Genomic DNA, 26,009 nt, shown 5'->3' with positions numbered 1-26,009 from the left:
CTGCTCAGGGGCGGGTGGGGCGGACGGGGACCACCAGGGGGCCGTGGGCGCCGGGGACCACCCGGACGCTGGCCCGGTAGTGGGTGGCGAGCAGTTCCTCGGTCAGCACCTCGGTCGGAGTTCCGGCGGCCACCACCTGACCGGCGGCGAGCATCACCATCCGGTCGGCGTACTCCCCGGCCAGGGAGAGGTCGTGCATCGTGGCCAGGACGGTCAGGCCGTGCTCCCGGCGCAGCTGGTCGACGAGTTCGAGCACGTCCTGCTGGTGGCCGATGTCGAGCGCGCTGGTCGGCTCGTCGAGCAGCAGCAGCGTCGCGCCCTGGGCGAGCGCGCGGGCGAGGAACACCCGCTGCCGTTCGCCGCCGGAGAGGGTGGCCAGTTCGCGACGGTGGAAGCCGGCGAGGTCCAACCGCCCCAGCACCTCGTGCACGGCGTCGACGTCGGCTGTCGACTCCCGGCCCAGGGTCGGGATGTACGGGGTGCGGCCGAGCAGCACGTAGTCCAGCACCGACATGCCGGGCGGCACCACCGGGGACTGCGCCACAGTGGCCACCACCCGGGCGCGGTCCCGACGGCGCAGCGCGGCGCTCGGCGTACCGAAGAGAGTGATCGCCTTCGGCGCGGGCAGCAGGCCGCCGACGGCGCGCAACAGGGTGGATTTGCCGGCGCCGTTCGGGCCGATCACGGTGACCCACTCGCCGACGGCGACGGTGAGGTCGACGCCGGTCAGGATCGGCGTGCCACCGAGGTCGACGTGCAGCCCGCGCACCTCGACGGCCGGCGTGCCGGCGGCGGGTTCGCGGCTCACGTGAGCGCTCGCCGGGCGGTCCGCAGCACGAGGACGAAGAACGGGCCGCCCAGCAGGGCGGTCACCACTCCGATGGGCAGCTCGGACGGAGCGGCGGCGGTGCGGGCCACCACATCGGTCAGCGCCAGGAACGCGCCGCCGAACAGCAGTGACATCGGCAGGATCACCCGGTAGCTGGACCCGGCGAGCAGCCGGACGGTGTGCGGCACGATGATGCCGACGAAGCCGATCAGGCCGGTCGCGGAGACCGCCGCGGCGGTGCCCAGCGAGGCGGCGGCGATCAACAGGTACCGGGTGCGCTGCGGGTGCAGGCCCAGACTTCTCGCCTCGTCGTCGCCGACCGCGAGGACGTCCAGCTCGCGGCGGTGCAGCAGCACCACCACGGTGGTCAGCGCGGCGTACGGCAGCACCAGCAGCACGTCGTGCCAACCGGCGGTGGCGAGCCGGCCGAGCAACCAGGAGTACACCGGCTGGATGCTGTCGGCGTTGCGTTGCAGGAGGTACGTCTGCCCGGCGGAGAGGAACGCGGAGACCGCCACCCCGGCCAGGATCAGCATGGCCGGTGACCCGCGTCGCCCACCGGCCGCGCCGAGCACGTAGGTCATCGTGACGGCGAGCAGCGAACCGGCGAAGGCGGCCAGCGGAATGGTCATCGGCAACCCGGAGAGCGTGCCCTGCCGGCCGGCGCCGCCGAGGGCGATCGCCGCGGTGACCGCGAGGCCGGCGCCGGCGGCCACCCCGAGCAGGTACGGGTCGGCCAGCGGGTTGCGGAACACGCCCTGGTAGCAACCACCGGCGAGGGCGAGCAGACCGCCGACGAGCAGGCCCAGCACCACCCGGGGCAGGCGCAGCTCGGTGACGATCGCGATCTCACGTTCGGTCAGCCCGCTGTCGAGGTGCACCCCGGGAAACAGGTTGAGCAGCTCGGCGGCGACGCTGCCCGGGGGCAGGCTCACCGGGCCGAGCGACACCCCGACGACGAGCGCGACGAGCACCGCCACCAGGCCCGCGACCAGCCACCGCAGGCGCAGCCCCGCGGGCCGGGCCCCGGACGGCAGCCCGGCGGGCCGGGCCGGAGAACGTGGCTCGGCCCGCGGGGATGACGGCGGCGGCTCGGTCGGCTGACCGGTTGGTGCCGGATCAGACACCTGTCGAGGCCCGGTCACCGACGGACGACGGTCACGCGGGCACCTTGGCGACCGCGTCGATGATGACCCGGAGCAGGTCCACGACCCGTGGGCCCCAGCGGGAGGCGATGTCGTCGTCGAGGGCGACGACCTGGTTGTTCTTCACCGCGGTGAGGCCGGCCCAGCCACTGCGCGCCTTGACGGTGTCGGCGCTCTGCTGGCAGCACTTGGCATCGGCCAGGAAGACGAAGTCCGGGTCGGCCTTGACGATGATCTCCTGGGACAGCTGCGGGTAGCCGAAGTTCTTACCGTCCGCGTCGGCCGGGTCGGCGATGTTGGTCAGGCCGGCCTGGCTGTAGAGCGAGCCGATGAAGGTCTTGCTGGTGGCGCTGTACAGCTCCGGGCCCAGCTCGTGGAAGTAGGTGAGCTTCTCGGCGCGCTGCGGCAGGTCCTTGACCAGCTTGGCGATGTCGTCCTTCATCCGGGTGGCGACGTCGGTGGCCTGGTCGACGTGACCGGTCAGCGTGCCCAGCTCGGTGATCTGCCGGTACGAGTCGTCGAGCGTGACCGCCGCCGGGGTCTGGTACACCGGAATCTTCAGCTTGCCGAGCTGCTCGACGATCTTGTTGCGGTCGTCGGAGAGCACCACCAGGTCAGGGTTCTTGCCGGCGATCGCCTCGGCGTTGGGCTGGAAGGCGGAGAGGTCGGTCTTGGGCGCGTCGGCCGGGTAGTTCGACTGGTCGTCGACGGCGGTCACCTGCGGGCCGGCACCGATCGCGAAGAGCATCTCGGTGGCGGTGGGCGACAACACGACGATCTTCTCGGGGCGCTTGTCGAGGGTGAGCGCGCCGACGGTGACCGGGTACGCGGCAGCAGCGGTGCCGGCGCTCGGCTTGTCGTCGGCCTTCTCGGCGCAGGCGCCGAGGGCGAGCGCGGCGACCGCGAGGGTCGCCGCGAAGATCCGAGGGGTACGTCTGTTCATGGGGGCCTCCTGTCGGTCGAGGAGTGTGGTGCTTCGCCGACAGGGACTTTCGTACGCCCGCCCACGAGGCGCCCTTCCTCGAGAGCGCGTTTCGCGACCGATCCGTAGGCGACCTGGCTCGTCCCCACCGACCGGTGGGGCATCACAGTTGCGGGACAGCGCCGGGATGAGCACCGGCTTCGCTGCGGACTGGTCGCTAAGACGGTAGCGCACCGCCGGGACGTGCCGGATCGATCAAGGGCCGATCAGCGTGGGTCGATCGCAGAGCCCTGGCGCACGAGGGGTTTGTCCCGGATCTGGAGGCTCAGGAGCGGGTGGTGGGGCCCCGCCGGGGCGGGACGGGGCCCCACCCGATCAGGAGGAAGTAATGGTGACGTTGTCCACAGCCGCCTCCACCAGGCTGGCTCCGGACGCGTCCGCCGCCTCGACGAGCACCCGGACCGACTGGCCGGCGTACGGGGTGAGGTTGAGGCTGGCTACCGCCCAGGTTCCGTTACGGTTGCTGGCCATGCCGGCCTGGGTGAGCAGCGCTGTGGTGCCGCCGTTGTGCACCACGCTCACCCGCAGGTAGTCCGCCGACGAGGCGTTCGAGCCGTGCGCCAGGTACCAGGCGAGCGAGAGGGTCAGCGTGCCGGACGACGGCAGGGTCACCGCCGGCGACCGGGCGCTGGTCACTCCGCCGTCCACGTCGTAGTCACCGGCCGCCGAGCCGGCGAGCCGGCCGGTGACCAGGTCGTTGGACCCGGCGTACGGGGTGAGCTGCTTGGCTCCGGAGGACGTGGTCGCCTGGGCGGCGCCCCGCTCGAACGCGCCGAGGGTGGCGGTGTCGGTGCCGGACGGGTTGATGGTCCAGCCGGTGGCGGTCTCGAAGGTGTCCGACCAGACAGTGGTGCCGCCACCGCCGCCGCAGTACTGCGCCTGCTTCCCGATGGCCCGGTACGGGCAGTCGGCGTACTCACTGAGGAGCAGCACCGCGTCCCGGTTGCGCGAGGTCTGCGCCGGGATCACCTCGTCGGGCGGGTAGAAGCCGCCGCCGCCGGACGAGCCCGGGTACATCTCGAAGGTGTACGCCCAGATGTTGTGGGTCGCCCACATCCAGTCGAGGCTGTCTCCGTCGGTGATGTAGAGGTCGCTCGACTGTTCCGGGGTGTAGCCGTTGGTGGCCGCCATCTGCTGACCGATGGTGGCGAAGGTGTTGTACTGGTCCGCGCTCATCCCGGTCGCGGTGTTCGCCGTGGTGTAGCCGTACGGCCAGAGCACCAGCTGCGAGTACGTGTGGAAGTCGATGTTGGCCTTGATCTGCTGCACACCGCCGACGACCCGGCCGTTGACGAAGTTGCGCAGCGCCTGCGTCTCGGGCGCGGAGAACGCCGACGGCCCCCGGTAGGTCTCCGACGAGGTGGTGCCGGACGAGCCGCCGCAGCATCCCCAGTTGTAGGACCAGTTGCGGTTCAGGTCGGTGCCGACGTTGGACGAGCCGCTGTTGGGCTGCCGGTTCTTGCGCCAGGACCGGTACGACCCGGTGGCGATGTCGTACTCGCTGCCGTCCGGGTTGACCGTCGGCACGATCCAGAGCTCCCGGCCGTTGACGATGTTGGTGATCCGGGAGTCGCTGCCGTAGCTGTCGGTGAAGAGGTTGAGCAGGTAGATCGCCATCTCGACGGTCAGGTGCTCACGGGCGTGCTGCTGGGAGTTGAACAGGATCTCCGGCTCGTTCTCGTCGGTGCCGACGTTGTCGGAGATCTTCACGGCCATCAGGTCGCGGCCCTCGTACGACGAACCGATGCTGATCTTGCGGGCGATCGCCGGGTGGTCGGCGACGACCTGGTTCACGACGGCGGTCAGTTCCGCGTAGTCGTGGTAGTTCGAGTCGGCCGGCGGGAAGGCCAGCGCGCCGAAGTCGCCAGCGCCGCGTTCGGCGTTGGGCGGCGGGGCGAGCGGCTCCAACCGGAAGCCGAGCTTGCCGATCGCGGCGGCCTCGGCCGCGGTGGCCGAGATGTGCAGCACGCCGTGTTCGGAGTAGTCGATGGCGGCTCCGGTGCGGGCCACCGCGTTGCGGTCGGCGAGGGTCCGGGGCCCGAGCACCCGGTAGCCGGCGGCGGCCTGCTCGGCGGTGCGGTCCGGTGCCGGTCGGGCGGCGACCGGGCCGGCGGCGACGGTGACGATGCCCAGCCCGGTGACGACAGCGAGCACCAGGACACGGCGGAGGGGGATGGGCGTGCGGAGGGCCATGGACTACCTCCTCGACGGGCGGGAGATCCCGCTCGGTGAAGGACACTTCACCACCTGTCACATGGTCATATCAATATTGATCGTTGCGTTGGCCATCCCAGGCGGATCATCATGGCGGCAATGATTTTCCAGCTATCAACATCTGGCGAAACTTCCCTCCAAGCGGAAAACTGACCAGCGACGATGCCCCCTCGACACCGCGGAGCACCCATGGCCAGACCCCGCCTGTGCGCGGCCGCCCTCGCCGGCGTCACCACGCTCACCCTGCTCACCAGCGCCACACCCGCACTGGCGGCGCACCCGCCCGCCCCCGCCCACGACGAGCAGATCACCTACCAGGACTGGTCCGGGCCCGCCGACTGGCACCGGGGCAGCCAAGCCGGCACCCGCGTCGTGCCCGGCGCCCGATCGGGCGTCACCCTGGCCCGCCCGGCCGGCACCACCGAGTACGCGGACCCGCACACCGGCACCACCCGCACCTGGGAGTACGGCACCTGGACCTCGCCGGTGACCCGGGTCGGGTTCGACGCCACCGAACTGATCGCCTCCTGGAACGCGGAGACGCCCGCCGGCACCTGGATCCAGGTGGAGATGCAGGGCAGCTACACGAGCGGCGACCAGACCCCGTGGTACGTCCTGGGTCGCTGGGCGTCCGGCGACACCGACATCCGGCGGACCAGCGTCAACCGGCAGGGCGACCCCTGGTCGACGATCTGGACCGACACCTTCAGCATCGACGACGCCACCGCCGGGGTGCTGCTGCGGTCGTACCAGCTCAAGCTGACCCTCTACCGCGCTCCCGGGCAGAGCGCCGCCCCGGTGGTCCGGATGCTCGGCGCGATGAGTTCCACGGTGCCGGACCGGTTCACGGTGCCACCGAGCGCCGGACACATCGCCTGGGGCCGGGAACTGCCGGTGCCGCGCTACTCGCAGAACGTGCACTCCGGGCACTACCCCGAGTACGACGGCGGCGGCGAGGCGTGGTGCTCACCCACCTCGACGGAGATGGTCGTCGAGTACTGGGGTCGCCGACCGTCGGCGGCCGACACCTCCTGGGTGGACCCGACCTACCCCGACCCGACCGTCAACCACGCCGCCCGGATGACCTACGACTACGCGTACGACGGCGCGGGCAACTGGCCGTTCAACACCGCGTACGCGGCCAGCTTCCCCGGGCTGGAGGGCCGGGTGACCCGGCTGCACTCGCTGGACGAGCTGGAGCATTTCATCGCCGCCGGCATCCCCGTCGTGACCAGCCAGTCATTCCTCGCCAGTGAGCTGGACGGGGCGAACTACGGCACCTCCGGGCACCTCTTCGTGGTGGTCGGCTTCACCGCCGACGGCGACGTGATCGTCAACGACCCGGCCTCGTCCAGCAACGACGTCGTGCGCAACGTCTACAAGCGTGCGCAGTTCGAGCAGATCTGGCTGCGCACCAAGCGCACCAACGCCAGCGGCGGCGTCTCCGGCGGCTCGGGCGGCATCGCGTACCTGATCAAGCCGATCTCAAAGCCCTGGCCCAAGCTCCCCGGCTCCACCAACTGGTAGGCCCAACCCGGCCGGCCCCACCCCCCGAGCGGTTGATCATGAGGTTATTGCCCGACTACCCGGCGTGTCGTGGCAATAACCTCATGATCAACGCTGGGAGTCGGGGGGCTGGGTGGGGTCGGTGGGGGTCTGGTCTTCGCCGGCCAGGGCGGAACGGAGGCGTTCCTTCTCGGTGCGGCGGCGCTCGGCTGCTTCGGCGATCTCCCCGGCCATCTCGTCCCGCCAACCCCGCAGCAGGAAGAAGGAGAGCGCGGCGGAGAACACCAGCGCCAGCATCAGCTTCAGGAACACGTTCATGTCGACCAGCCAGAGGCCCGCCAGCACGGCGACGAACAGCCCGATCCGGCCCAGCGTGTACTTGAGCGCGGCACTCACCCGCACCACTCCGTTCTCTCCGTCGCCCGCCACTGCCGGCGGGAGGGTCGAGCCGCCCGACGGGCGGTCGCGGTCAGCCGGTCCGGCGGGCCAGCCAGCGGACACCCGGGAACCAGAGGGCCGCGTACGCCACCGTGAACGCCGCCGCCGCCAACGCCCCGGAGAGCAGCGGCGGCAACCCCGCACCCAGACCGGCGATCAGCAACCCCGCGAGCACCCCGACGGCAGCGGCGACCACCGCCGCCACCACCCGGGCCGCGCCGAACTCCCAGGCCCGGAAGTCGTCCCAGAACAGCCAGGCCGGCAGGATCACCGCCAGCCAACCGTTCGTGTGCCCGAAGTCGCCGGCGCCGATCGAGGCGAACGCCCAGTCGAACAACACCAACGCGAGCACGCCGATGACCAGGCCGGCCAGGCACACCCCGAGCAGATCGCCCAGGGTACGGATGCGGCCCTCGGCGTCCCGGCGGGGAAACCCGCTCTGCGGCTCAGGTCCTCGTTGCTCGGTCATCGACTGCGAGGGTACGTGGTGGCTCAGGCCCAGACCTGCTGCGGCTCGGCGCGCCGCTCGGCCAGCGACGGGGCCTTGTCGTACTCCCGGACCACGTTGTAGCGGGTGTCCCGCTCGACGGGCTGGAAGCCGGCGTCCCAGATCAGGTGCAGCAGGTCGTCCCGGTGCATCGTGTTCGGGGTGCCGTACGAGTCGGCGTCGTGGGTGATCTTGTATTCGACGACGGAGCCGTCCAGGTCGTCCACGCCGAAGTTCAGCGAGAGCTGAGCAACCGACAGCCCGTGCATCACCCAGAAGTTCTTCAGGTGCGGCACGTTGTCGAAGAGCAGCCGGGAGACGGCGAACGTCTTCAGCGACTCGGCCGGCGAGGCCATCGTGGTGCGCGCCTGGATCCGGTTGCGGATCTTGCCGTCCGCCGAGTCGACGAAGTCGTGCTGGTAGCGCAGCGGGATGAAGACCGCGAAGCCGCCGGTCTCGTCCTGCAACTCGCGCAGCCGAAGCACGTGGTCGACGCGGTGCCGGGGCTCCTCGATGTGGCCGTACAGCATCGTCGCCGGGGTCTTCATGCCCTTGCTGTGCGCCAGGGCGTGAATGCGCGACCAGTCTTCCCAGTGGCAGGCGTGGTCGACGATGTGCTGTCGGACCTCCCAGTCGAAGATCTCCGCGCCGCCACCGGTCAGCGACTCCAGACCGGCGTCCATCAGCTCGTCGAGGATCTCGTCGGCGCTCAGGCCGCTGATCTTCTCGAACCACTGCACCTCGGTCGCCGTGAAGCACTTGAGCTTGACGTTCGGCAGCGCCGCCTTCAGCTCGCGCAGCACCTTGGGGTAGTAGCGCCAGGGCAGCGTGGGGTGCAGGCCGTTGACGATGTGCAACTCGGTGAGCTGCTCGTCCTCCATCTCCTTGGCCTTGCGGACCGCCTCGTCGATGCGCATCGTGTACGCGTCCTTCTCGCCCGGCTTGCGCTGGAACGAGCAGTACGCACAGGACGCCGAGCAGACGTTCGTCAGGTTGAGGTGCCGGTTGACGTTAAACATCACCCGCTCGCCGTTCAGCTCGGTGCGCTTGTGGTGCGCCAGCCGCCCCAGCCAGGTCAGGTCGTCGCTCTCGTAGAGGGCGACCCCGTCCTCCCGGGTCAGCCGCTCACCGGCGTACACCTTCGCTTCGAGCTCACGCTTGAGTCCGGCGTCCATGGCACGTCCCTTCCACCTGCGGTCCGGATCGAGCGTACGTCGCGACACCGACGGGCCCGGCGGCACGGTCGCTGGCAGCGACCCACCTCACCAGACTCTCAGCCTCCCGTAACCCGACAACACATCGACATGAGTGGCGCGGTGCGGTAGTAACAAGGTGGGGCGGAACACACACACTGGTACCGTCCCGGCGGTCGCGCCCACCGAGCGCGGCGACGAGTGGTTGGACGGGGAGCGGCATGGTCTACAGCGGGCGCGGGCGACGGCAGCGACGACGGAGCCCGGTGATCTCGCCGGTCCTGCGTCCGAAGCTCTGGGCCGCCCTGCTCGGCGCGATCGCCGCAGCCGTGCTGGCCACCCCCGCGTACGCGGAGCCCGGCGTGCCGACCACGGTTCCGGACACGGGTTCGCGCCCGGCGGTCACCGGCTCGCTCCAACTGCCCGGCAGCGCGCCGGTCGCCGGCGTGCCCGCCCCTCCGGTGGTCAACGTTGGCAACGGTCCGCTGGCCACCGCGATCTCCGCCGGCGAGGTCCAGGTCGGGGCGCTCGGCGAGGATTTGCTGGTGAGGCGGCAGAAACGCGTCGACGCGCAGGCGCAGCTCGACGCGGCCGGCAAGGCGCTGGCAACCGCGCAGGACGCCCTGCTCCGGGCCCAGCAGTCGGCCGACACCGCCGCCACCGAGGCCGTCAAGGCCGCCGCCGCGTTGCCGCCGGGCGAGCTCGCCCAGGACATCCGCGGGCTCAGCCGCCTCCAGGCGATCAGCCGTGGCGAGAAGGTCGACGGCGGCACCACCGGCGTGGCCGGGGAGCTGTCCCGGGCCCGCGCGGGCGAGCAGGCCGCGTACCAGAAGCACAGCCAGGCCAAGGATCTGCTGGTCGCCGCCGAGGCGGAGTTCACCGCCGGTGAGACGGCGCTGCGCACCGCCGAGGCGAGCCTGCTCAAGCTGCGCCGGGACAACGCCGCCGCGCTGATCGAGATCGAACGTCAGCAGGAAGCCGCCGAGCAGCAGATCGGCGCCGGCTACGTCTCCAACCAGAGCATCAGCGGCATGGCCGCGCACCCCCGGGCACTGGCCGCGGTCCGGTACGCGCTCGCCCAGCTCGGCGACGACTACAAGTGGTCCGAGGAGGGGCCGAACCAGTTCGACTGCTCCGGCCTGATGTGGGCCGCGTACCGGTCCCCCGGCGCCGACTACTTCGACCTGCCACGGGTCTCCCGCGACCAGTACGCCGCCACCCGGGGCCGTACCGTCCCGCAGAGCGCGCTGCTCCCCGGCGACCTGCTCTTCTTCGCCTCGGGCAGCAGCTGGACGTCGATCCACCACGTCGCCATGTACATCGGCAACGGCAAGATGGTGCAGTCGCCCACCACTGGCGACGTCGTCAAGATCTCGGTCGTCCGCTGGTCCCGGTTGTACGCCGCCACCCGGGTGATCGGCGCGGTGCCGGCACCGGTCGTGACCAACCCGACCCCGCCCGTCTCGACCCCGAAGCCCACCCCGTCGCCGACGAAGACCACCAAGCCGACGCCGACACCGTCGCCGACGAAGACCACCACCCCGAAGCCCACCGAGAGCGCGACGCCCACGCCGACGCCGACGCTGACGACCACCCCGACGCCCACGCCGACCGGCAGCACCACGCCGAAGCCGTCGAGCACTGCGAGCAACCCTCCGACGACAGTGCCCCCGGCAACGACCAGCGCGCCGGCCAGCGCGCCGGCGACGACCACGCCGAAGGCCAGCACGAGCGCGTCGAGCAGTGGCAGCGCGACGGGCAGCCCCAGCGCCACGGGCTGATCCGCCACGACCGGCTCCGGCTGTCCGCTCGGGAAGATCTGTGGCACCGTGACAACCAGGCACATCCGACCCGACGTCACGGGTCCGGGTGCGAGCACGGCGCGGAGGGCGGAAATGGCCGAGCAGAGAGATCCGGCGGAGACTGTCGACCCCGTGGTCGACCAGGCCGGCCCACCAGGGCCTGACACCGTCGACCAGCCCGGCCCACCGGGGCCGGACACCGCCGAGCCGGTGGCTGCCAGCGACGCCAGCCCGGCTGCCACCAGCTCGACAGGCAGCGACACCAGCTCGATGGACGCCGGCTCCGCCGACAGCGACGCCGCCCCGGCGGTCAGCGGTCCGGTCGGCGGTGGCACGGCAGCGGTCGTCGCTGGCGACTCGACCGACGCCGATGACGACGCGGCGGCCGGCGACGAGCGCCAGAGCGCGGCGGCGGCACCGGTACGGGCTCGTGCCAGCGTCGTGACAGCCGGCGCTCTCCGCAGTGACCTGCCGGCCAGCGCTCCGGTCACCGCGACCACCTACCGGGCGACCGGCTCGGCCAGCCCAGCCGACGTGTCGTTGCCGGGCCAGCGCAGCGACTCCTCCGCGCCGGCCCGGGCCAGCGCCACGGTCCCGAGCAGCAGCCGGGGCACTGCCAGCGCCCTGGGCACCCCGGACCGTCGCGAGAGCGCGCCCGCCGTGTATCGAGCCGCGCCGGTGGGTGCCGAGCCGGCCCAACCTCCGACGCCGTCGACTCCGGAGCCGGAGCCGGACCCCACGCCACCCGGCCCCGGGCCGACCCAGCCGTCGCCACCGGAACCGGAGCCCGCGCCGGCCCCGGGTCCGTACCCGCCCGGTCCGGCGCCGACGCCGGGTCCCCGACCGACGCCGCCGCCCGGTCCGGTTCCCCCCGTTCCGGGCCCGCCGTCCCCGCCGCCCTCGCCGATGCCGCCCATCCCCGGCCCGCCGACGCCGCCCGTCCCGAGCCCGCCGCTGCCGCCGCCCGGTCCGCCGGTGCCGGCACCACCGGCCCCGCCCGGCCCGATGCCGGCACCGCCGTTTCCGCCGCCGCCCGCGATGACCGACACGCCCGGCGTACGGGCCAGCGCCTCGGTCTCCGCACCACCGGCCGGGTGGTCGTCCCCCGCCGGGGCGACCCGCCCGACGTCCGGTGCCGGATGGGCCGGTGCAGCCGTCTCCGCGCCGCCGGTGGTGCCCGCACCAGCACTGCCGAGCTGGCCACCGTCCACCGCCGGGGCACCTTCGCCGACCGGGAACGCCGGAAACTCGCGGGTGACCGCGCCACCGAGCGGCCCGCCGGGTGGCTCCGCCGGACGGGACGCTGCCGGCGCCCGTGGTGGACGGCGCGACAACCGCACCGACCTGGCTGGCACCGTCTACGGCAACGGCGAGGGCGCCGGCTTCACCACTGTCGCGATACCCGCCAACGCGGTGGAGACCTCCGGCTCGCTGACCGGGCACATCCTGGCCCAGGGGTGGTCCGACGCGCCGGCCGAGCGGTCCAGTAACGCCCGGGTGATGATCGTCCTGGCCGCCGCTCTGGGGCTGCTGGTGGCGATCAGTGTCATGGTCGTCCTGCTGGCCGGCGACGCCCTGGACGGTCTGGTGGGCAGCGTGCTCAACGGGTGAGCCAGCGAGCGCCGGCGATGGTGAGTCCGCCCACTACGGTCGGTCAGGCGACTGGCGGCTTCGCCAGACCGCCGTACACTGGTTGAGATCACTGACCCGGCGCGCGTGGTGTGCGCCCCTGGGCGATCTTGCGGGCGATCCGGCGGCACAGCCGCGGCAGGCCATCGCGAAGATGCGCCCCGCTCGAAAGGTTTTTGTTGACCACCTCTGCTGACCACAGCACCGTTACGTCCGTTTTCAACTCAGTCCCGGCGGCCGACGCCGCCCGGGAGCAGCTCGACGTCGCCCCGAGCGAGGCCGGCACCCCTGCGGTAGCGACCGCTCAGACCGAGACCGCCGAGCCGATGAGCTTCGCCGTTCTCGGCCTTCCGGAGCAGTTGGTCCGCGCGCTGGCCCAGCAGGGCATCACCAGCCCGTTCGAGATCCAGCGGGCCACCGTTCCGGACGCGCTCGCCGGCCGCGACGTGCTGGGCCGCGGGCAGACCGGGTCGGGCAAGACGCTCGCCTTCGGTCTGCCGATGATCGCCCGGCTGGCCAACCGCAACCGGGCCCGGCCGATGCGTCCGCGCGCCCTGGTCCTGGTGCCCACCCGCGAGCTGGCCATGCAGGTCAACGACGCCCTGGTGCCGTTGGGCAAGTCCGTCGGCATCTTCCTCAAGACGGCCGTCGGCGGCGTTCCCTACGACCGTCAGATCGACGCGCTGCGCCGCGGCGTGGAGATCATCGTGGCCACCCCGGGCCGGCTCGGCGACCTCATCGAGCGGGGCATCTGCCAGCTCGACGACGTCGAGGTGACGGTGCTCGACGAGGCCGACCAGATGGCCGACATGGGCTTCCTGCCCGAGGTGACCGATCTGCTGGCGAAGACGCCCGCGAACGGTCAGCGGCTGCTCTTCTCGGCCACCCTGGACGGTGACGTCGACGCGTTGGTCAAGCGGTTCATGACCGACCCGGTCACCCACTCCACGGCGCCCTCCACCGCCTCGGTGTCCACCATGGACCACCACATGCTGTTGATCCCGCCGCACGAGAAGTTCCCGGTGGCGGCCTCGATCGCCGCCCGGGACGGCCGGACCATGGTCTTCGCCCGCACGCAGCTCGGTGTGGACCGGCTGGTCGAGCAGCTCGCGGCCGTCGGCGTACGCGCCGGTGGGCTGCACGGCGGCAAGACCCAGCGGATGCGCACCAAGACGCTCGCCGAGTTCCGTGAGGGCCGGATGAACGTGCTGGTCGCCACGGACGTGGCGGCGCGAGGCATCCACGTCGACGGGGTCACCCTGGTGCTGCACGTCGACCCGCCGAAGGACCCCAAGGACTACCTGCACCGCGCGGGGCGTACCGCCCGGGCCGGCGAGTCGGGCGCGGTCGCCACGCTGGTGCTGCCCAAGCAGCGCCGTACCACCCTGGCGATGATGGAGAAGGCCGGCGTCGCGCCGGCCGAGACCCGGGTCCGGGTCGGGGACGCGGCGTTGGCCGAGCTGGTCGGCGCCCGCGAGCCCAGCGGCGTCCCGGTCCGCGTCGAGGCGGAGGCCCGGGGCTACGGCGACCGCTCGGGCGGACCGCGCCGGTTCGGTGACCGCCCGCAGGGCGAGCGCCGCTACGGCGACCGGCCCACCGGCGAGCGCCGCTTCGGTGACCGCCCGCAGGGTGACCGGAGCTATGGCGGACGTCCGCAGGGTGACCGGAGCTACAGCGACCGTCCGCAGGGCGAGCGCCGCTTCGGCGACCGGCCCACCGGCGAGCGCCGCTATGGCGACCGCCCGCAGGGTGACCGGAGCTACGGCGGCCGCCCGCAGGGCGAGCGGAGCTACAGCGACCGACCGCAGGGCGAGCGGCGCTTCGGCGACCGGCAGCACAGCGACCGGCCGCAGGGTGACCGGAGCTACGGCGACCGGCCGCAGGGCGAGCGGCGTTACGCCGATCGGGACACCCGGGGGTACGGCGACCGGCCGCAGGGCGAGCGCCGGTACGGCGACCGGCCGCAGTTCGGTGACCGCGACGGTCGGGGCGACCGACCGACCGGCGAGCGGCGCTTCGGCGACCGGCCGCAGGGTGAACGGCGCTTCGGCGACCGGGACGCTCGGGGTGGGTTCCGCCCGGAGAGCCGGGTCCGGGACGACCGGCCCCGCGACGACCGGCCCCGCGAGGACCGCCCGCGTGACGACCGACGCGGTTTCGGCGGGCGACCGGCAGCTCGTACCTACTGACTGATCCACCGAACGCCGTCGTGAAGCCCCGGCTTCGCGGCGGCGTTCGCGCATGCCCTGCCGATACCGAGCGGGTCGCGTAACGTCCGGCTCATGCCGACCATGCCGAAGTCGATCTTCTGGTCCCGTACGGACACCGCCGGCAGCGAGCAGGTTCTGCTCGACGACGGCCACGGGTTGGCGGCCCGGGGCACTCTGCTCGCCGTGGACCCGATCCCGTGGACCGCCCGCTATCAGCTGACCACCACCCCGGACTGGGCCACCACCCGCGTAGAGGTCGAGGCAGAGGGTCTCGGCTGGCTGCGCCGGGTGACCCTGGATCGGGCCGCCGGCCGCTGGCGGGTGACCACCGCCGAGCAGGGCGACCTGGACGCCGCGCTGGTCGCGGCCGGTCATCCCCGGGCCGGTCTGCCGGGTACGGACGACCCGGACCGGCTGGCCGACGCGCTCGACGTCGACCTGAGCGGTTCGCCGCTGTTCAACACCCTGCCGGTCCACCGGCTTCGGATGGCGGCGGAGCCGGCCGATGTGGCGCACCGGATCACGGTTGCCTGGGTGCTGCTGCCCGGCCTGGAGGTGGTGCCGGCCGAGCAGGTCTACACCGGCCGCGGGCCCGGTCGGGTGCGCTTCGCCAGCGGCACCTTCACCGCCGACATCGATCTGGACGACAGCGGCTACGTGGTGCGCTACCCCGGGCTGGCCGAACGAATCGATCCGCGCTGACCAGCGTCGTGGCGGGCCAGGGGCTCGGCCGACCGACCCTGGGTGGGTCAGGCCCCGCTGACGGCCCGGGCTGGCCGGGCTCCGCTGACCGCCTCAGGCGGGCCAGGTCCCACTGGCCAGGAAGCGGTCGATGGTGGCCAGGTGTGGAGCCAGGTCGAGGCCCTGGGCGGCCACCCAGTCGTCGGCGTAGTACGTGTCGGCGTACCGGTCGCCCGGGTCGCAGATCAGGGTGACCACCGAGCCGGTCCGACGCTCGGCGAGCATCGCGGCGATCAGTCCGAACGCGCCCCACAGGTTGGTGCCGGTGGACCCGCCCACCCGGCGGCCGAGCAGCGCCGAGCCGGCGCGCATGGCGGCCAGGGACGCCGCGTCCGACACCTGGACCATCCGGTCCACCACCGAGGGCAGGAACGACGCCTCCACGGTGGGCCGGCCGATCCCTTCGATGCGGGAGCCCTTCCCGGTGCGTACCGACCAGTCGGCGGCCAGCCAGGCCGGGTAGAACGCCGAGTTCTCCGGGTCGACGACGCAGAGCTTGGTGGCGAGCCGGCGGTACCGGGCGTAGCGGCCGATGGTCGCGCTGGTGCCCCCGGTGCCGGCGCCCACCACGACCCAGGCGGGGATCGGGTGCCGCTCCAGCTCCAACTGCGCGTAGATCGACTCGGCGATGTTGTTGTTGCCCCGCCAGTCGGTCGCCCGCTCGGCGTAGGTGAACTGGTCCATGAAGTGCCCGCCGGAGTCCTCGGCGAGCCACCGGGCCTCGACCACCACGCTCGCCGGGTCGTCGACCAGGTGACACCGGCCGCCCTGGAACTCGATCTGCGTGATCTTCTCGGGCGAGGTGGAGGCGGGCATCACCGCGATGAACGGCAGGCCCAGCATCCGGGCGAAGTACGCCTCGGAGACCGCCGTGGAACCCGACGACGCCTCGACGATCGTGGTGCGCGGCCCGATCCAGCCGTTGCAGAGCCCGTAGAGGAACAGTGAACGGGCCAGCCGGTGCTTCAGTGAGCCGGTGGGGTGTGACGACTCGTCCTTGAGGTAGAGGTCGATCCCCCATTCCCTGGGCAGCGGGAACGGCAGCAGGTGGGTGTCGGCGGACCGGTTGGCGTCTGCCTCGACGGCGGCGATCGCCTCGGTCACCCAGGTTCGGCTGGATTCGTCGCACCGGTCGAGATGAGTCACGCTCGGAAACCTAGCAAGCGGGCCGGGGGTGGTCAGCGCGGGTCCGGCGGCGTTGACCTGCGGCGTTGGCGGCGCTGACCGGCACGGCCGGCGGCCCGGACGATCGGGGTGAGTGCGACGGCCAGCCTGGGCAGTGCGTCCAACAGGCGCACCTGCGCTCCCCGCCAGCGGGGCAGGCTGACCACCGGACGTGGCCGGCGGGCCAGCCGGACGGCCCGCGCCGCCACCCGCTGCGCGGTCAGCATCGATCCGGTGAACGAGGCCACGGCCCCCGGGTCGTCCAGCCGGTCGTGCAGCATCGGGGTCCAGATGCCGTCCGGGCAGAGGCAGGAGACGTGCACCCGCCGGTACCCGGCCATCCGTAGGTCGGACAGGGTGCCGAGGCTGAAGGCCAGCAGAGCGTGCTTGCTGGCCGCGTACACCGTCTCGCCGGGGGCGGCGACCAGCCCGGCCAGCGAGACGACGTTGAGCACGTGGCCGTGGCCCTGGGCGCGCATCACGGTCAGCGCGGCGAGGGTGCCGTTCATGGCCCCGTGGGTGTTCACGTCGAGCAGCCGGCGGCGGGTCGCGGCGTCGTGCTCCCACGACGCACCGGTGACCAGGATGCCGGCGTTGTTGACCCAGAGGGCGAGGTCACCCCGGCCTGCCGCGGTCGCGGCGACGGCGGCGCAGGCAGCCTCGTCCCGGACGTCCAGGGCGGCCGACCAGCCGCCGAGCGGCGCGGCGGCGCTCTGGACCGCCACCGGGTCGAGGTCGGTGAGCAGCACCGACCAACCGTCGGTGTGCAGCGCGGTGGCGATGGCACGGCCCAGGCCGCCGGCAGCGCCGGTCACCACGGCCACGGGACGCGCCGGCTGGGTCATCGGCGCACGCTACCGCCGGCCGCCCGGGCGACACCAGGGGTACGCGGCGGTCAGGCCGCGGGCGGGCCGACCGGCTGGGGGCGGTTCTCCCACTTCGTGGAGAGCGCGATGGCGGTACGGGTGGAGGCCACCCCCGGCGTCCGGTTCAATCGCACGATCAACTGCTCCAGCTCGGCGATCGTGCCGACCCGCGCCTTGAGCAGGAACGACTCCACGCCGGCCATGAAGTAGCAGGACTCGATCTCGGGCAGCACCCGCAGCGACTCCAGCATGTCGTCGCTGTCGGCACCGGAGTCCTCGACGATGCCGATCAGCGCCGTGACACCCAACCCGATCGACTCCGGAGCCACGTCCGCGCGGTAGCCCCGGACGACGCCGCTGCCCTCCAGCTTGCCGACCCGCTCGTGCACGGCCGGCGCCGAGAGACCCACCTGACGGGCCAACTCGGCGTACGAGAGGCGGGCGTTGCCGCGCAGCAGGTCGACGAGGCTCAGGTCGATGGCATCCACAGAGAGTCACCTTAACCGCTGACGCGTAACGTGCGGCCTTCAGCACCCGTTGGACTGAGCGGTGAGTCACTGTTCATAAACCGCCGGTCAGGGTCGAGGTAGCACCAGTAACATTACTAACTCCCCACTCAGTGCATTTTTCGCGTTTGGGCGGACAGGCCATGTCCCTGGTGCTGTAATTGCCATACGTCCCTCATGACGGCTCTGGGCTACGCACCAGCCGGGGGCAGTGTGTTCAGCCGGGGGCTTCGTCGACGCGAGGAGGGGGCTGTGGACACTGGAGATCGCCTGCTGACACCGGGTGAGGTCGCCGCGCTGTTTCGGGTAGACCCGAAAACTGTGACGAGATGGGCGGCGGCCGGCCGGATAGGAAGCATCCGGACTCCAGGCGGGCATCGCCGGTTTCGGGAATCCGAGGTGCGAGCCCTGCTTGAGGGGGAGGGCATGCTGGACGAAGTGGATGAGGTCGGTAAGCCACGCAATGTGGGGCCGGCAGCATCCACGGGGCCGGGTCCGGCCAACGCCGGCATGTACTGAACTGGTGCGGACAACGCCACGCGGACCGGACACCAGTCCGGTCCGCGTCCCGCTTCGGCCAACCGCCGGGCGGCAGCACCGCTCGTGCTGAGCAGCACAACCATGCCCAGCGCGAGCGAAACGGCACAGCACGGCCGGGACGGTTCAGCTCCGGGCCGCGCCGAGCTGGCCGGACCACCGCCGGAACAGGGTGTGCGGGACGCCGAGCGCGTCCAGCACCTTGCCGGCCACGAAGTCGACCAGTTGCTGCGCGCTGGCCGCCGCCCCGGCACCGTAGAAGCCGGGGCTGGCCGGCAGCACCACCGCGCCCGCGTCGTGCAGGGCGATGAGGTGTTCCAGGTGGCTGCGGGTCACCGGTGTCTCCCGGGGGACCAGCACCACGGGACGGCGTTCCTTGAGGTTGACCTCGGCGGCACGCTGCAACAGGTCCTTGGAGAGCCCGATCGCGATGCCCGCGCAGGCGGCCGTGCTGGCCGGGACCACTGCCATTCCGCGTACCCGGTAGGAGCCACTGCTCGGCCCGGCGGCCAGGTCGCCGGCCGGCCAGTGCCGCACATCGGCCGCGGTCAGGTCCCGATCCAGCCAGGCGGCGAGGTCCTCGGCCCAGTGCCCGTCACGGAAGGGGCGGCCGGTCTCGTCGAGCACTGTGAGTCGCGCCGCCCGGGACACGATCAGGTCCACCGGCTCGCCCGCGTCGAGCAGTCCGCCGATGACGGCCGCCGCGTACGGCGTGCCGGAGGCACCGGAGACCCCGACCACCCATGGTTCCCGCATGCCCCCAGCCTGCCTGGTCCGGCTGGTCCGCTGGTGGGCACCCCCGTGGTTGGCCCGGTCCGACATGTCGGGCGGGGCACCGGCGCAACCTGTCGACCTGACATGCTGCCGCTGGCGATTCGCACCGGATCCATCTCGAAGAGGAGGCATCGGTGACGACCGGCGAGATCCTCCGGGCGCTGCGTGCCGAATGTCCGATCCCGCCCCGGCTTCCACCACCACACGTCGATCGTGTGCAGGACTGGCTGCTCGATCTGCTGCCCGGGCTCGGCCTTCCACTGGACGACGCCGCGCTGCACCGGCTGTCCCAGGGCGCCTTCGCCCGGTACGCCGCGCGGCTCTACCCGGCGGCGACCGAAGCCGACCTGCGGGTGCTGGCCGCGATGTTCACCTGGTTCTTCCTGGTCGATGACGCCTGCGACGGGCCGGACCGGTTGACGCCGGAGCAGATCCGGGTGCTGCGCAACGGCACCCTGGCGCTCCTGCACGACGGCGCCCGACTGCGGCAGGCGGGGCTGACCGGCCCGCTGCGCCGACTGCTGGTGCTGGCGTGGCGGGAGCCGCGCCGCCGGATGCCGGCACGGTGGCGGCAGCGTTTCGCCGACGCGGTGGCCCGACACCTCGACGGCACCTGGCAGGAGGCCGTCACCAAGGAGGCCGGCCGCCGTCCGAGCGTGGACGAGTACGTCGAGCTACGTCGGTCGACCTCGGCGGCGGAGGTGTCGTACCCGCTCGTGGAGTTCGTCAGCGGCCGGCCGTTGCCCGACCCGGTCTACCACCACCCGCTGCTGCGTCAGATCGCCCGCACCGGCAACGACCTGCTCTCCTGGTACAACGACCTGGCCTCGCTGAAACGGGACCGGGTGACCGCCGGCGGGCACAACCTCGTCCTCGCCATCGAGGCCGAACTGGGCGTTGCGGAGGCGGAGGCGGCCGAGCGGGCTGCCGAGCACTGGCGGGAGGCGATGCGGCGCTTCGTCGCGTTGCGAGCCGCGGTGCCGTCGTTCGGCCCCGCGTTGGACGAGGCGGTCGCCGACCATCTCGACGGGATCGCGAACGCCGTGCGCGGGACCATCGACTGGACCTTCGAGAGCGCCCGTTACCCGGTCAGCACCAGCCCCCCGACCTCAGGGCCGTAGGCCGAGCCGGATCACCAGGTCGAGCAGGGCGAAGAAGAACAGCGCGATGCCGACGAACCCGTTCGCGGTGAAGAACGCCCGGTTGACCTTGCTGAGGTCGGTCGGGGTGACCACCAGGTGCTGGTAGGCGAACGCCACGGCGGTCAGCGCCAGCCCGATCCACCAGAGCCAGCCGAGACCGATGAGCGCACCGAACCAGACGAACAGCGCGAAGGTCACCACGTGCGCGACAGAGGAGGCGTGCAGCGCGAAGCGCCGACCGTACCGGGCGGGCACGCTGTGCACGCCGATCTCCCGGTCGATCTCGGAGTCCTGGCAGGCGTAGATCAGGTCGAAGCCGCCGATCCACAGCCCCACCGCCGCGCCGAGCAGCCAGGCCGGCCCGGACCCGTCCAGGGTGCCGGTGACCGCCAGCCAGGCGCCGACCGGGCCGACCGCCTGGGCGACACCGAGGATGGCGTGCGGCCAGTTGGTGAACCGTTTGGCGTAGGGGTAGACGACCAGCGGCACCACGGCGAGCGGCGCGAGCACCAGGCAGAGCGGGTTGAGCAGGGCGGCGGCGACGAGGAAGACCACGAGTGCGACGGCCGCGCCGGTCCAGGCCGTCCGCACGCTCACCGCTCCGGTGACCAGTTCCCGACCGGCGGTACGCGGGTTCCGCGCGTCGATCTTGCGATCGAGGATCCGGTTGGCGGCCATCGCGAACGTCCGCGCCCCGACCATCGCCACGGTGATCAGCAGCAGGTCGAGCCACCGTACCCGCCCGCCGGACACCTGCATCGCGGCGAGCGCGGAGAGGAACGCGAACGGCAGCGCGAAGACGGAGTGCTCGACGGCGACGAGCTTCAGGAAGGACCTGGTCCGGCCCGGCTTCGCCGCCGGTGCGTCGATGACGGCCATCAGATTCCGTACTCCTTCCAGCGCTTGTCGACCAGGGACGTGACCTCGGGACTCATGCTCATCCCCTCCGGCCAGCCGCGGGTGTAGCCCTCGGTGGGTAGCTTGCGGGTCGCGTCGACGCCCGCCTTGCCGCCCCAGAACTGCTGGTACGACGCGTGGTCGAGGTGGTCCACCGGGCCCTCGGTGAGCAGCAGATCGCGCGAGTAGTCGACGTTGCCGAAGGCGCGGAAGGCCACCTCGTTGTAGTCGTGCACGTCGCAGTCCTCGTCGACGATCACGATCAACTTGGTCAGCGACATCATGTGTGCGCCCCAGATCGCGTTCATCACCTTCTGGGCATGCTTCGGGTAGCGCTTACGGATCGACACGATCGCGCAGTTGTGGAAGACCCCGGCGGCGGGCAGGTTGTAATCGACTATGTCCGGGATCAGGAAGCGCAACAGTGGTGCGAAGATCCGCTCGGTGGCCTTGCCGAGGCCGTGGTCCTCCTGCGGCGGCTGCGACGTGACGATCGAGTGGTAGACGGGGTTGCGCTGCATTGTCATCGCTTCGATGTGCATCACCGGGAACGGCTCGACCGGCGTGTAGAAGCCGGTGTGGTCGCCGAATGGCCCCTCCGGCAGTCGCTCGCCCGGCTCGATGTAACCCTCCAGCACGATCTGCGCGTGCGCCGGCACCTGCAGCGGCACGGTCAGGCAGTCGACCATCTCCACCCGCTCGCCGCTCAGGAAACCGGCGAACAGGTACTCGTCGATGTCCGCGGGCAGTGGTGCGCTGGCCGAGTAGGCGACTGCGGGGTCGGCACCGATGGCGATCGCGACCGGCAGGCGCTGCCCGAGCCGCTCGGCGACCGCGTGATGCGCCGTGGAGTTCTTGTGGATCTGCCAGTGCATGCCGATGGTGTTGTGCGAGTGCTGCTGGAGGCGGTAGAGCCCGAGGTTGCGCTTGCCCGTCTCGGGGTGCTTGGTGTGGGTCAGCCCGAAGTTGTGGAAGATCCCGCCGTCGCCCGGCCAGACCTGCAGCCCGGGCAACCGGTTGAGGTCGACGTCGTCGCCGCGGTAGACCACCTGCTGGCAGGGGGCCGTCTTGACCTTCTTCGGCGGCATGGACTTGAGCTGCATGACCTTGCCGAGCCCGCCCATCATGCCCGAGAAGCCCTGTGGCAGTTCCGGCTTGAGCATCTCGCCGATCCGCGCGCCGATCTCGTCGAGGTTCTCCACCCCGAGTGCCATCGCCATCCGCTTCTCGGTGCCGAACAGGTTGATCGCCACCGGCATCTCGCCCCGGGTCGGACGCTCGAAGAGCAGCGCCGGGCCGCCGGCCCGCACCGTGCGGGTGACCACCTCGCTGATCTCCAGAGTCGGGTCGACCGGGACGTCGACCCGGCGCAACTCCCCCGCGCGCTCCAGCGCCGCGAGGAAGTCCTTGAGATCGGTGTACGGGAAGCCACGAGCCGCCATGTCGCCCAGTCTCCCGCACCGGCTCCCGAACGGCCCAAGCCGGGTGCTGTGACGCTCGCGATCGCCCCCTGCCAGCGGCGGGCGGCGGGCGGCGCGCCTAGATCGACTCGGCTTTCAGGAAGTCGCGGTGTCCCAGGCCGCCGGACACCGCGACTTTAAGGAAGGCGAGTGGATCAACCGGCAGGACCCGAACCTCGCGGGCATGGCGGCCGGTTGAGCGGGTAGCCCGGCGGACGGACGGCGGGCGGAGGCGGCGATGGGCGTGGAACGGGTTCCGGCGGGGTTCACCGAGCAACGGGCACGGGTCGGCCAGATCACCATGAACTACGTCCGTGGGGGCGCCGGCCCGCCGCTGGTGCTGCTGCACGGGTACCCGCAGTGCTGGTACATGTGGCGGCACCTACTGCCCGAGTTGGGGCGCTCCTTCGACGTGGTCGCGCCCGACCTGCGCGGCTTCGGGGGCAGCGACGCCCCGGACGGCGGGTACGACAAGAAGACGGTCGCCGCCGACCTGCACGGACTACTCGACCAGCTCGGCCTGGTCAGTGACCTTCGACTGGTCGGGCATGACCTGGGGACCATGGTGGCGTACGCGTACGCCGCCGCCCATCCGCAGCGGGTGAGCCGGCTGGCGCTCACCGAGGCGCCGATCCCCGACGAGAGCATCTACACGTTCCCCGCGCTCACCTCGGCCGGGCCCGGGGTGTGGAACTTCGGCTACTTCTCACTCGGCAACGGGCTTCCGGAGGCACTGGTCGACGGGCGGGAGTCGCTCTGGGTGGACAGGTTCACCGACGCGCTGATGGTGCGCAAGGGCAGCATCAGCGCGCCCGACATCGAGGAGTTCGCCAGCCATCTGCGCGCCCCGGCGCATCTGCGGGCCAGCTTCGCCTACTTCCGGGCGTTCGAGCAGGACATCGCGGACAACGCCGCGTACCGGGGCACGAAGCTGACCATGCCGGTGCTGGCCGTCGGGGCGGCGGCCAGCCTCGGCGGGCAGGTCGCCGAGCAGGTCCGCCGGTACGCCGACTCGGTGCGCGGCGAGGTGATCCAGGACTGCGGGCACTGGCTGTACGAGGAGCGCCCGGACGAGATGCTCGCCCTGCTGCGCGACTTCCTCCAGGCGTCCTGAGCAGGGGGCCGGAGGTGTCCGCAGGGGTCAGAGGTCAGGCGGCGGGCGTCCAGGCGTGGGCGGCCAGTGGCGGGTCGAGCGGTGCCCGGGTGAGCCGGTTGGCGAAGGCGGACATGGTGTACGCGCCGACGCCGAGCACCACGTCCAGCGCGTGCCGGGGCTGGTAGCCGGCGGCCAGGAAATCGCTCAGTTCGTCGTCCGGAACTGCGCCCCGGTGGTCGAGCACGGCCAGTGTGAACCGACGCAGCGCCTCCAGGCGTGGTTCGGGTAGCGCCGAGCCGGCACGCAGCGCGGTGATCAGTTCGGCGGTCGCGCCGAGTTGGGTGAGCTTGCCGCTGTGCAGGGCGACGCAAAAATGGCATTCGTGCCTGGTGGAGACCGTCAGGATGACCACCTCCCGCTCCAGCGGGGCGAGGTCGGTCTGCTCGAAGCCCACGCTGGCGGTGAGGAAGCCGGTGAGCAACTGCGGCGAGTCGGCCATCAGGGCCACCGGCGTGGGCAGCCAGCCGAACCGGCCGCGTACGCCCTCGATGGCTCGTCGGGCTGCGGGGGGCGCGGTCTCGGCGGTGTGAGCGGTGAAGACGGGCACGGTTACCTACCTTCCACAGTGCATTACGATAGTCAACGTGGTTGACGAAATAGTAAACATGGTTGTCGAAGATGGCAACCGCTGATCCCGCGCGCCCCGGCTTCGCGCTACCGCTGCTGCTGTTGGCCGGCTTCCGGACGCTCATCGACGACCTGCACGCCGAACTGGCTCGGCAGGGGCACCCGGAGCTGCGACCGCTGCACGGCTTCGTGCTCCAGGCCGTCGGCGCGGACGGCACCACGGCCACCGAGCTGGGCCAGCGGCTGGGCATCTCCAAGCAGGCCGCCGGCAAGACCGTCGACCGGTTGGTGGCCGTCGGCTACCTGGAGCGGGTCGACGACCCGTCCGACGCCCGACGGCGGCTGGTCCGGGTGACCCCGCGCGGTGCCGACGGGTTACGCCGCTCGGCCGAAATCTTCGACCGGCTGCGAGCACAGTGGACCGAGACGCTCGGCCCGGAACGGGTCACCGCGATGGAAGACGACCTCGGCACGATGGCCTCGGCCAACTGGTTCCGACTCGACGTGCCCGGCTGGTTCGGCGGCTGACCCCAGTTGCTGCGCAGGCATGAGCCGGTGGCGGGTCGGGACCGGATCGACGCCGTTTCGCCGAGGTGGCGGTTGCCGGGCGACCGTGCCGGATGCGGTGCAGCCTGCGGTTGCCCGGTTCAGCGAAAGGTCAGTGGGTGCGGGCCAGCTCGACGAAGGCCCGCCACGCGGCCGGGGTGAAGGTCAGCAGGTGGCCGTCGCGGTCCTTGGAATCGCGGACGTGCACCCGGCCGGGCAGGTTGTCGGCGACCTCGACGCACGCGCCACTGTTGTTGCCGCTTCGGGTGGACTTGTGCCAGCGGGCTCCGGTCAGATCCATGGCTTCACGATCTCCTCGAGCAGGTCGATCGACTGCTGCCGGGGCAGCGCGTCACTGCGCAGACTCTCCCACCTTCCGAGCAGGGTCGCCACCTCGAAGATGTCGTCCACGGCGGTGCCGCCGGTCTGGTTGTCGAGGAAGCCGAGCCAACTGCCGTCGGCGGTGCGGCCGAGGATGAACGGCCCGAAGAGGCCGGCGTGCAGGCCCACACCCTGCGGCAGCACGTGCACCCTGATGTGCGGGCGGCGGGCGCACGCCACCAGGTGCCGGAGCTGCTCGGCCAGCACCCCGGCGCACCCCTCCGCGAAGCGCCGCAGCGCGGCCTCGTCGATCACGGCGGTGAGCTGCGGTGGGTGCTCCCGGTCGAGGATCGTCTGCCGCTCCAGCCGGGCCGCCACCAACTCCTCCACCCGGTCGGCGGTCAGCCCGAGGTCGAGCCGGAACACCGCACGGGCGTAGTCGGCGGTCTGCAACAGCCCGGGAACCATCGTCGCTTCGAAGCAGCGCAGCTGGGTGGCGACCCGCTCGACCTCCAGCCAGGGGCGGAACCAGACCGGCTCGCCGTCGCGCCGACCCAGCTCGCGGAGCGAGGTCAGCAGGCCGCCGGTGTCGAGCACCTCGTCGGCCCGGGTCAGGTACGCCTCGTTGGGCGCCGTGTGCCCCAACTCGACGGCCGACACCATGGACGGCGAGTAGTGCGCGCGTCTGCCGTACTCCTCCTGAGTCAGCCCGGCCGCGAGCCGGGACCGCCGGAGCTGCTCCCGGATCAGCGCCGCCGTGGACACCATTGTGGTCACCGCACCCCACCTTCCGCCGCGATTGCCGGGTCATGCGACCCATCCGCCGCACGGTAGCGAGCGCCTGACGCTGTGTCATGCCGTGACGCGCATATCGCGGTAACGCGAGCTACGACCCGG

The 26,009-nt window shown here is 71.8% G+C and carries 25 protein-coding genes; 9 read left to right on the top strand and 16 right to left on the bottom strand.

Features of this window, described 5'->3' with window-relative positions; genetic code table 11:
- Positions 1-4: 4 nt before the first annotated feature.
- The 4 genes from ACIBEF_RS07605 to ACIBEF_RS07590 all read right to left on the bottom strand — a co-directional run bounded on the left by ACIBEF_RS07605 (position 5) and on the right by ACIBEF_RS07590 (position 5,149).
- Positions 5-808, bottom strand: coding sequence for an ABC transporter ATP-binding protein (locus tag ACIBEF_RS07605; protein WP_396792090.1), 804 nt, complete (start codon positions 806-808; stop codon positions 5-7).
- On the bottom strand, positions 805-1,866 hold the full coding sequence (locus tag ACIBEF_RS07600; RefSeq protein WP_396792240.1) for a FecCD family ABC transporter permease: 1,062 nt from the start codon (positions 1,864-1,866) through the stop codon (positions 805-807). The genes ACIBEF_RS07605 and ACIBEF_RS07600 overlap by 4 nt, the downstream gene beginning before the upstream one ends.
- Before the next feature lie 121 nt (positions 1,867-1,987).
- Positions 1,988-2,917, bottom strand: a complete 930-nt coding sequence (locus ACIBEF_RS07595; RefSeq protein ID WP_396792087.1) for an ABC transporter substrate-binding protein — start codon at positions 2,915-2,917, stop codon at positions 1,988-1,990.
- A 354-nt stretch (positions 2,918-3,271) separates the two neighbouring features.
- On the bottom strand, positions 3,272-5,149 hold the full coding sequence (locus ACIBEF_RS07590) for a M14 family metallopeptidase (protein ID WP_396792085.1): 1,878 nt from the start codon (positions 5,147-5,149) through the stop codon (positions 3,272-3,274).
- A 210-nt stretch (positions 5,150-5,359) separates the two neighbouring features.
- On the opposite strand from ACIBEF_RS07590, the gene ACIBEF_RS07585 reads away from it, so the two are divergent.
- Positions 5,360-6,697, top strand: coding sequence for a C39 family peptidase (locus ACIBEF_RS07585; protein WP_396792083.1), 1,338 nt, complete (start codon positions 5,360-5,362; stop codon positions 6,695-6,697).
- 87 nt (positions 6,698-6,784) lie between these two features.
- Here ACIBEF_RS07585 and ACIBEF_RS07580 read toward each other — a convergent pair whose 3' ends face one another.
- The 3 genes from ACIBEF_RS07580 to mqnE form a co-directional block, all read right to left on the bottom strand.
- On the bottom strand, positions 6,785-7,072 hold the full coding sequence (locus ACIBEF_RS07580; RefSeq protein ID WP_396792081.1) for a DUF4229 domain-containing protein: 288 nt from the start codon (positions 7,070-7,072) through the stop codon (positions 6,785-6,787).
- 73 nt (positions 7,073-7,145) lie between these two features.
- Positions 7,146-7,583, bottom strand: coding sequence for a hypothetical protein (locus ACIBEF_RS07575; protein ID WP_396792079.1), 438 nt, complete (start codon positions 7,581-7,583; stop codon positions 7,146-7,148).
- Positions 7,584-7,606: 23 nt separating this feature from the next.
- A complete protein-coding gene (gene mqnE / locus ACIBEF_RS07570) occupies positions 7,607-8,776 on the bottom strand; it encodes an aminofutalosine synthase MqnE (RefSeq protein WP_091395685.1) in 1,170 nt (389 codons plus the stop codon).
- Positions 8,777-9,015: 239 nt separating this feature from the next.
- Between mqnE and ACIBEF_RS07565 the strand changes: the two genes are divergently transcribed.
- The 4 genes from ACIBEF_RS07565 (at position 9,016) to ACIBEF_RS07550 (ending at position 15,137) form a co-directional block, all read left to right on the top strand.
- Entirely contained in the window at positions 9,016-10,575 is a 1,560-nt protein-coding gene (locus ACIBEF_RS07565) for an NlpC/P60 family protein (protein WP_396792077.1), read from the top strand.
- 114 nt (positions 10,576-10,689) lie between these two features.
- Positions 10,690-12,207, top strand: a complete 1,518-nt coding sequence (locus tag ACIBEF_RS07560; RefSeq protein ID WP_396792075.1) for a hypothetical protein — start codon at positions 10,690-10,692, stop codon at positions 12,205-12,207.
- 344 nt (positions 12,208-12,551) lie between these two features.
- On the top strand, positions 12,552-14,414 hold the full coding sequence (locus ACIBEF_RS07555) for a DEAD/DEAH box helicase (RefSeq protein WP_396792238.1): 1,863 nt from the start codon (positions 12,552-12,554) through the stop codon (positions 14,412-14,414).
- Between the two features lie 102 nt (positions 14,415-14,516).
- Positions 14,517-15,137, top strand: a complete 621-nt coding sequence (locus ACIBEF_RS07550; RefSeq protein WP_396792236.1) for a putative glycolipid-binding domain-containing protein — start codon at positions 14,517-14,519, stop codon at positions 15,135-15,137.
- A 93-nt stretch (positions 15,138-15,230) separates the two neighbouring features.
- Here the strand turns inward: ACIBEF_RS07550 and ACIBEF_RS07545 are convergent, their stop codons facing one another.
- From ACIBEF_RS07545 to ACIBEF_RS07535, 3 genes are read right to left on the bottom strand one after another with little or no spacing between them, the layout of a single operon-like run.
- Positions 15,231-16,322 (bottom strand): PLP-dependent cysteine synthase family protein, encoded by a 1,092-nt coding sequence (locus ACIBEF_RS07545; protein ID WP_396792073.1) that lies wholly within the window; start codon positions 16,320-16,322, stop codon positions 15,231-15,233.
- Between the two features lie 32 nt (positions 16,323-16,354).
- Positions 16,355-17,185 carry an SDR family NAD(P)-dependent oxidoreductase gene (locus ACIBEF_RS07540; RefSeq protein ID WP_396792071.1) on the bottom strand — a complete coding sequence of 277 codons (831 nt, stop codon included), beginning with the start codon at positions 17,183-17,185 and terminating at the stop codon, positions 16,355-16,357.
- Positions 17,186-17,235: 50 nt separating this feature from the next.
- Positions 17,236-17,694, bottom strand: coding sequence for an Lrp/AsnC family transcriptional regulator (locus tag ACIBEF_RS07535; protein ID WP_396792069.1), 459 nt, complete (start codon positions 17,692-17,694; stop codon positions 17,236-17,238).
- Between the two features lie 270 nt (positions 17,695-17,964).
- Between ACIBEF_RS07535 and ACIBEF_RS07530 the strand changes: the two genes are divergently transcribed.
- Positions 17,965-18,231, top strand: a complete 267-nt coding sequence (locus ACIBEF_RS07530) for a BldC family transcriptional regulator (RefSeq protein ID WP_007454516.1) — start codon at positions 17,965-17,967, stop codon at positions 18,229-18,231.
- A gap of 144 nt (positions 18,232-18,375) precedes the next feature.
- Here ACIBEF_RS07530 and ACIBEF_RS07525 read toward each other — a convergent pair whose 3' ends face one another.
- Positions 18,376-19,005, bottom strand: a complete 630-nt coding sequence (locus ACIBEF_RS07525; RefSeq protein ID WP_355004816.1) for a UbiX family flavin prenyltransferase — start codon at positions 19,003-19,005, stop codon at positions 18,376-18,378.
- A gap of 152 nt (positions 19,006-19,157) precedes the next feature.
- On the opposite strand from ACIBEF_RS07525, the gene ACIBEF_RS07520 reads away from it, so the two are divergent.
- Entirely contained in the window at positions 19,158-20,144 is a 987-nt protein-coding gene (locus tag ACIBEF_RS07520; RefSeq protein ID WP_396792067.1) for a terpene synthase family protein, read from the top strand.
- Here ACIBEF_RS07520 and mqnP read toward each other — a convergent pair.
- Together mqnP and ACIBEF_RS07510 are read right to left on the bottom strand one after the other, a co-directional pair.
- A complete protein-coding gene (gene mqnP, locus ACIBEF_RS07515) occupies positions 20,133-21,044 on the bottom strand; it encodes a menaquinone biosynthesis prenyltransferase MqnP (protein WP_396792065.1) in 912 nt (303 codons plus the stop codon). The genes ACIBEF_RS07520 and mqnP overlap by 12 nt on opposite strands.
- Entirely contained in the window at positions 21,044-22,504 is a 1,461-nt protein-coding gene (locus ACIBEF_RS07510) for a menaquinone biosynthesis decarboxylase (protein WP_124854289.1), read from the bottom strand. Before ACIBEF_RS07510 ends, mqnP begins: the two co-directional genes overlap by 1 nt.
- Positions 22,505-22,760: 256 nt before the next feature.
- Here ACIBEF_RS07510 and ACIBEF_RS07505 point away from each other — a divergent pair, with 256 nt between their 5' ends.
- Complete coding sequence (locus ACIBEF_RS07505) at positions 22,761-23,636, top strand: alpha/beta fold hydrolase (RefSeq protein ID WP_396792063.1); 876 nt, start codon at positions 22,761-22,763, stop codon at positions 23,634-23,636.
- A 34-nt stretch (positions 23,637-23,670) separates the two neighbouring features.
- Here ACIBEF_RS07505 and ACIBEF_RS07500 read toward each other — a convergent pair whose 3' ends face one another.
- The gene (locus tag ACIBEF_RS07500; RefSeq protein WP_396792061.1) at positions 23,671-24,225 is read right to left on the bottom strand and encodes a carboxymuconolactone decarboxylase family protein; all 555 of its coding nucleotides are present in this window, start codon (positions 24,223-24,225) and stop codon (positions 23,671-23,673) included.
- 71 nt (positions 24,226-24,296) lie between these two features.
- Here ACIBEF_RS07500 and ACIBEF_RS07495 point away from each other — a divergent pair, with 71 nt between their 5' ends.
- Positions 24,297-24,773, top strand: a complete 477-nt coding sequence (locus ACIBEF_RS07495; protein WP_396792058.1) for a MarR family winged helix-turn-helix transcriptional regulator — start codon at positions 24,297-24,299, stop codon at positions 24,771-24,773.
- Between the two features lie 130 nt (positions 24,774-24,903).
- Here ACIBEF_RS07495 and ACIBEF_RS07490 read toward each other — a convergent pair whose 3' ends face one another.
- Positions 24,904-25,092 carry a DUF397 domain-containing protein gene (locus ACIBEF_RS07490; protein WP_396792057.1) on the bottom strand — a complete coding sequence of 63 codons (189 nt, stop codon included), beginning with the start codon at positions 25,090-25,092 and terminating at the stop codon, positions 24,904-24,906.
- Positions 25,083-25,880 (bottom strand): helix-turn-helix domain-containing protein, encoded by a 798-nt coding sequence (locus ACIBEF_RS07485; RefSeq protein WP_396792234.1) that lies wholly within the window; start codon positions 25,878-25,880, stop codon positions 25,083-25,085. The genes ACIBEF_RS07490 and ACIBEF_RS07485 overlap by 10 nt, the downstream gene beginning before the upstream one ends.
- Positions 25,881-26,009: the final 129 nt, after the last annotated feature.

The organism is Micromonospora sp. NPDC050795 (assembly GCF_044456785.1).
GTDB lineage: Bacteria > Actinomycetota > Actinomycetes > Mycobacteriales > Micromonosporaceae > Micromonospora.
This window is presented reverse-complemented; position numbering and strand designations above follow the sequence as displayed.